4 protein-coding genes are annotated in these 6513 nt (G+C 55.8%); 1 reads left to right on the top strand and 3 read right to left on the bottom strand.

The features are described from left to right. The 3 genes from ABX962_RS26415 to ABX962_RS26425 all read right to left on the bottom strand — a co-directional run. Positions 1 to 1991, bottom strand: a 1991-nt coding sequence (locus ABX962_RS26415; protein WP_372723849.1) for a right-handed parallel beta-helix repeat-containing protein, incomplete at its 3' end; no start/stop codon positions are given. Positions 1992 to 2050: 59 nt separating this feature from the next. Next, positions 2051 to 3445: a DUF1501 domain-containing protein gene (locus ABX962_RS26420; RefSeq protein WP_372723851.1), complete on the bottom strand. Its 1395-nt coding sequence runs from the start codon at positions 3443 to 3445 to the stop codon at positions 2051 to 2053. Between the two features lie 3 nt (positions 3446 to 3448). Further along, positions 3449 to 5815, bottom strand: a complete 2367-nt coding sequence (locus ABX962_RS26425) for a PSD1 and planctomycete cytochrome C domain-containing protein (protein WP_372723853.1) — start codon at positions 5813 to 5815, stop codon at positions 3449 to 3451. A 324-nt stretch (positions 5816 to 6139) separates the two neighbouring features. On the opposite strand from ABX962_RS26425, the gene ABX962_RS26430 reads away from it, so the two are divergent. Continuing rightward, on the top strand, positions 6140 to 6513 hold a 374-nt coding region (locus tag ABX962_RS26430; RefSeq protein WP_372723855.1), incomplete at its 3' end, for an FAD-dependent oxidoreductase.

Raw genomic sequence — 6513 nt, forward strand, 5'->3', positions numbered from 1 at the left:
GGCGACCCCGCTCGCAACGTGAAGTCGCGATTATCTGGATCGACGAACATCGGATCGGCAACGATCGAATCTTGATCGTGTCCGGCGTCACGCCATTGCTGCCACGTTTTACCGGCAAAATCAATCGTTTGGCCACCGGAACGCCAATACAGATTTTGGTTCATGGCGACTTTAGAACCGTTTTGCCAACCCGAGTAACCGAGCAGCCGACCATCGTCAAAGTAAACTAGATTTCGTTCGAACGTGAACGACAGATGCGGTTCGGCTCGCGTCACGGCGACTTGGCCTTCTTCGGAAAACGCCAGAATGTTATTGCGAACGATGTTTTCGCGGCCGTAGTGTTGATGGAAGCCTCCGTCACGAACGTCGTGCACCAAGTTGTTTTCGAAAACGATGTCGGAGCTGCCCTCATCCGGGTAGAGTCCCCATCCGCCATAACGGGTTGCATAGACATCATGGATCACATTGTGGCTAACCGAGGTGCCTTCGCTTGGGCCCAACGTGTAGACGCCTCCCATATCGCTGAGGATGCGGTATCCAATGTGATGCAAGTGGTTGTATTCGATGCGGTTTCGTTTGGCGCCACTTTCGGCGTAGCCCCACCGCCACCCCACGGACACGGCGGTATAGTAGAAATCGGCCACGTCACAGTGCGTGATCACATTATCGCTGCTGTGACCAATCCAAACACCCACGGCGTGCGGCAGGATCCGTCCGCCGCTGTGCAGGATACAGTTGTCAACGGTGATGCCGCCGGTGCGAACCAGTTCTGGAACTAAGCTCATCTCGCCAATACGGACCGCGCTGACTCCGACGTCGGCAACCTGTGTCCGCTCGACACGGCAATCGCGACACGCTTTACGAAACCAAAAACCTGTGCCACCAATATGCTCGACCGAACATGCGGTGAAGCGAATGTCCTCGGCGCCATCCAACTGGATTGCGGTTGCGTCCACATTCATCGCGGCTTGATTTGAGCGGATACCGATCTCGGGGATACGGTATTCCGCGTGTTGCAGTTTCAATCCGTCGAAATAGATGTGTTTGACACGTTTTTTTGGATCATTGATGTCACCTTGAATGTCGAACAACCGCGGCACACCGGCGGCAACGACGTTGGCGGTTGTCATCGACTCGTCTTGGCGCGGTTGATAGTACAGCCATCCATCGCGATCCAAGAACCACTCGCCCGCCGCATCGAGTGCCTGGCGATAATTTTCGACGAAGTACAAACAATCACGCTTCATTGGATTGTGCGGCTTCATGATTTCACCCTCTGTGGTGAACAGATGCCGTTGCGCGTCATTGGTTTGCAACCATTCACGGGTCGTGTCCCATTTGTGATAGACCACGACTTGAACATCGCGTAGTGATGGGGCATCGACGTTTTTCAGTGAGGCCAAGTCATTCGCTTGGGCGGCGAATGTGTGCGTCAGCATTCGCTTGGATCCTGGGATCGGCACCTCGCTGACTCCGAGCAGCGTGTGAAAATCGCCTTCGTTCGGAGTTCTCGCTCGCGAGGCTCGACGGCCGTTGACCCACAATTGTTCAAAACGCCAATCTTGGTTATCGCCCGGTTTCGGCTCAGCAACACGAGTTTTCCAGAGCCCAGGATGTTGTGGATCGGTTTGCCACCCCGAAATTTGCCGGCCACCGGACAGCACCACATCGCCAATGCCCTGGTAACGCACGGGACGCTCGGCTGAGTGGCCTGAGTCGGCAGGCGTGAACAGGACCGTTTGATCGAGCGTGTAGTGCCCCGGTTGCAAATGGACGGTAACCGCTTGGTCGGGACGGGAAACGCGGGCGTCGCGGACCGCTTGTTGGGCACGCGTCATTGATGCAAAGGGGTATGACTGCGTTCCTGGTTGTGTGTCCGCACCGTCGGGAGCAACAAAAAAGTGGATTCCCGATTCCGCCGCCGTGGCGGGGGGCGTTGCCGCAAGCAACAGGACTATCAGAGCGAAAAGTGATCGAAGTGGTTTTGGCATAGTTTGCTCATCATGTGAAGTCTTGCGTCAAATCAGCCGCGTGCATTTGCATCCTGCAATCAGCTGATGATCTCGTGCACCACGCGTCCATGGACATCGGTCAAGCGAAAATCGCGACCGGCGTGGCGATAGGTGAGTCGTTTGTGGTCGAGCCCAAGCAGGTGCAACATCGTAGCGTGCAAGTCATGAATATGCACCTTGTCGATGACCGCTTTGAATCCAAAGTCATCGGTTTCGCCGTAGCGAGTTCCACCTTTGACGCCTCCACCGGCCATCCACATCGTGAAACCGTGATGATTGTGATCGCGACCGTTGCCATTCTCGGACACGGGTGTCCGGCCAAATTCACCGCCCCATACAATCAGCGTATCATCCAGCAGCCCACGTTGTTTCAAATCGGCGATCAATGCAGCGATGGGCTGATCGATGTTTTTGCAAAGCTTGGGCACGGTAGTGTTGTGGCCGCTGTGTGTGTCCCAAGGTTGTCCGTTGCCGTAATACACTTGAACAAAGCGAACGCCACGTTCGACCATTCGACGCGCCAATAAACAACCGTTCGCAAACTCGCCAGCGCCATAGGCATCGCGAGTCTGTTTGGATTCCCGATTCAGGTCGAATGCATCGCTCGCCTCGAACTGCATTCGATAGGCCGTTTCAATCGCTTCGCTACGCGCTTTCAGGATCGAATCGTTGCCTCGCGTTGCCACGTGTGCGCCGTTTAGCTGTTGCAGCAAATCGAGTTGTTGACGCTGAGTCGTGTGGTCCCACTGAGTATTACTTAAGTGCGGCAACATCTTCTCGGGATCGATCGTCGAATGGTTGATGTAGGTCCCTTGGTACTGCGATGGCAAAAAGGCGCTGTTCCAGAGGATCGAAAACCGCACGGGACGGCCAGGACACAGCACGAGGTAACCGGGCAGATTCGGATTCTCGGTGCCCAGTCCGTATAGAAACCATGCCCCCATGCTCGGCCGCATCGGAGTAATGGTGCCGTTGTTCATCTGTAACAGTGCCGGCCCGTGATTGGGATTGTCGGCATGGACCGAGTTGATCACACAAATGTCGTCGATGTGTCGGCTCAATTGCGGCAGCAACTCGCTGACCGGCAGCCCGCTTTCACCGCACTGCTGAAATTTAAACGGCGATGGCAACAAGCCTCCGGTGGGACGCTCGGTCAACAGATCGGCACCCGCAGGTTTGGTGCCTGCATACTTTTCCAACGCCGGTTTGGGATCAAAAAGATCGCCTTGATAGGGGCCGCCGTTCATAAACAAGTGGATGACGCGTTTCGCTTTGGCAGGAAAATGAGGCCCCGAACCTGCAATCGAACCCGCCGTGGATGCCGCCAAGGGGGACGGCATCATGCCGGCGGCTCCCAGCATGCCCCCAAATTGCTGCAGCAAGCGGCGTCGGTCAAGCGAGGAAGCGTTTGGTTGCGAGGGGGGCATCATCATGCATCAATCAATGAAGGTGAATTCGTTGGTGGCCAGCAATACATGGATGTATTGTTGCCAGCGGTCCGATTTCGATTCGGATTTCGCATCGGCCAGATAGTCCATTCCCAGGTGGATTTCGTGGTCGTGAGGTGCGCGCGAAAAGAGTCGCCGATAGGCCGCTGCGATTTTGCTTGGTTCGTTACCGGGACTCTCTGCTTCGAGCTGATAGGCAATCCATTTGGCTTGCTGCGTCAGTAGTGGACCGTTGAGTGCATACAATCCTTGCAGCGGGGTGACCGTGGCCATGCGTGCCGGACTGTGCTGAGTCGGATCGGGGAAATCGTGCACCATCAAGGTCGGCGAGACATCGCGTCGATTCACGGTGGCGTACAGCGTTCGCCGCGTGTTCGCCGATGAGTCGAGCGTGATGGATGGGCCACCAAGGTTGGGATTGAGTCGGCCGCTTGCCGTTAACATCGCGTCACGCCACTCTTCGAACGTCAGCCGTCGTCGATTCATTCGCGCTAGCCAAACGTTTTCAGGGTCGATGTGGGATCGCTGTGGCGAATCGGCCGAGCTTTGCTGCCACGTGGCAGAGATCAGAATGTCGCGATGTAGTCGTTTGATCGACCAACCGTTTTCGATGAACCGGGCCGCCAAATCGTCCAACAATTGCGGATGCGTTGGGCGACTGCCTTGTTGGCCAAAATTGCTCGGGGTGTCGACAATTCCTTGACCAAAGTGAGCCAACCAGACGCGATTGACGAACACGCGGGCGGCCAGCGACGCGGCATCGTTGGTAATCGATTCGGCCAACTCTAAACGTCCGCTGCCGTTTTCAAAAGGGCGTGAATCTTCGCTCAACACGGTTAGAAACCGGCGGCGAACGATGGGACCAGGACGATTCGGATTGCCACGGATGAACGACGGTAGATCGCGAGGTTCGGGACGGTATTCAAATCGCGTTCCCTCTTGGGGCGTTTTACCCGCGCGAACCACGTACATCGATTCTTCGGACAACGCGTTCGCCATCGGCGTGTCATAGAGCGGCGTTGTGGATTTGATCTCTGCGATCTTCGCGATTAACGCGTCGATGCTTTCTTGAGGAAGCGGCTTTTGCTTTTTCAGTTTAGCAATTTCGGCTTCCCATTTTTTTACTGCCTGCTTTGCTGAACGGACGGGTTCGTAGCGTTCTTCATCGATCACGGGACGCTCGACGTGACGACTGCTGGCGAACACGCCGGCCAAGCCGTAGTAATCGTCTGCGCTGATCGGATCAAACTTGTGATCATGACACCGCGCACATGCGACCGTTAACCCGAGAAACGAGCGAGTGACCGCGTCGACCCGTTCTTCCCATTCATCGGCCACGATCACCTTGATGATCTCGCATGGCAATTTGGGTTCTTTCCAATACGTCGGACTGAGGCTTAGGAAGCCAAGGGCGGGCAGGTCCTCCGGTCCCGTCCGTGGCATGAGGTCGGTCGCAAGTTGACGATGGATAAAATCGTTGTAGGGCAGGTCATTGTTAAACGCGTCAACGACCCAGTCGCGATACAGATGTGCTTGGCTGGTCTGTGGCAACCAGCTGGCAGTGCGATCGGTGTAACGCGCCATATCCAACCACCATCGACCCCACTTTTCGCCGTATTGTGGTGATTCTAAAAGCGTGTCGACAAGGTGCTCGTACGCATCGGGTGACGTGTCCTCGAGAAACGCCTGCAGCTGTTGGGAAGTTGGCGGCAAACCGGTGACGTCGAAATACAATCGGCGAACAAGCGTCACGCGGTCCGCGGGTGGCGATGGGGTAAGATCGTGTTGTTCCATCGCAGCGAGCACGAACGAGTCGATTCGTGTTCGCGGCCATTCAGAGTGTTTCACGGCGGGCAGCGGTTGTGGTACGACAGGTTGGAACGACCAAAATCGGCGTCCCTCGGCATAGTCGATACCACCGAGGCTGCGAATCGCCGCTGTGTCTGACGCTGTGTTTGACGGTGGGAATGCAGCGCCACGTTTGACCCATCCGGTCAGTTCGGCAATCTCGTGATCCGCCAATTTTCCTTTGGGCGGCATCTGAATGTCGTCGTCGTATAGGATCGTTTCCACCAGCAAGCTTTGCTCGGGGAATCCGGCCACGAGCACGGGACCGCTATCGCCGCCTTGGGCAATTCCGGTCGCCGAATCCAATCGCAATCCACCCTGCACCGTGTCGGAGTCTTCGGAATGACATTCGTAGCAGTGTTCGCTGAGTAGCGGTCGGATTTTCCGTTCGAAATATGCGATCTCTGCGCTGTCCAGCGTCGCGTTTGCCGGCGCTGGCGTCTCGGCAACCGTATTGGCAATGAGCACGAGACAGCTCAGCCACAGAATGCTGAATCGAAAATACATAGACTTTCGCGTGAATTTGTTAGGCGGGCAATTCTAGGTGGGAAATTACTCGAAGGCGGGAATCGTTAGTCTATACGATAGGGGGGCATTCTGCACGACATACCGGATGAAGGCCGCAAATCCATCCTGCCAGACAAGACGGAGTTTCCTCGGGGGGCAAGAAATTCTCGCGATTCACGGAATCCGAACCGGCAATTCGTTTGCGATTCAGTGGGCTTCACGTAGAATCCCTGTCCGCCGAATTGCGATTTGTTCGCCCCGTTCGTCTGCATGCCTCCCCCCGGCTCCCCCTCTTTTTCTCTACCTGCTGAGGTTTCCGCCCCCATGAAATTAATCTTTAATTCGAATCGTATCCTGCCAACGCAATCGGTCCTCGCGAATTGGCTTGTGTTAGTGATGGCTGCCGTGACGCTATTGCCTTCGGTGGTGCATGCGAACGAGAGTGGCAGTGACACCAAGGTCTACGATGTCGTGATCTATGGCGGCACCGCTGCGGGTATCGTGGCAGCCGTGCAAGTCGAGCGACTCGGCGGCTCGGCCATCGTGATCGAACCGAGTTCGAGAATTGGTGGTTTGACTACGGGCGGACTCGGCCAGACCGACATTGGCAATAAGGCTGCAATTGGTGGCATCTCACGCGAATTCTATCAACGTATTTCTCAGTACTACCAAAAACCTGAGAATTGGAAGTGGCAGAC

Origin of the sequence: Novipirellula sp. (assembly GCF_041583735.1) — a bacterium.
Lineage (GTDB): Bacteria > Planctomycetota > Planctomycetia > Pirellulales > Pirellulaceae > Novipirellula.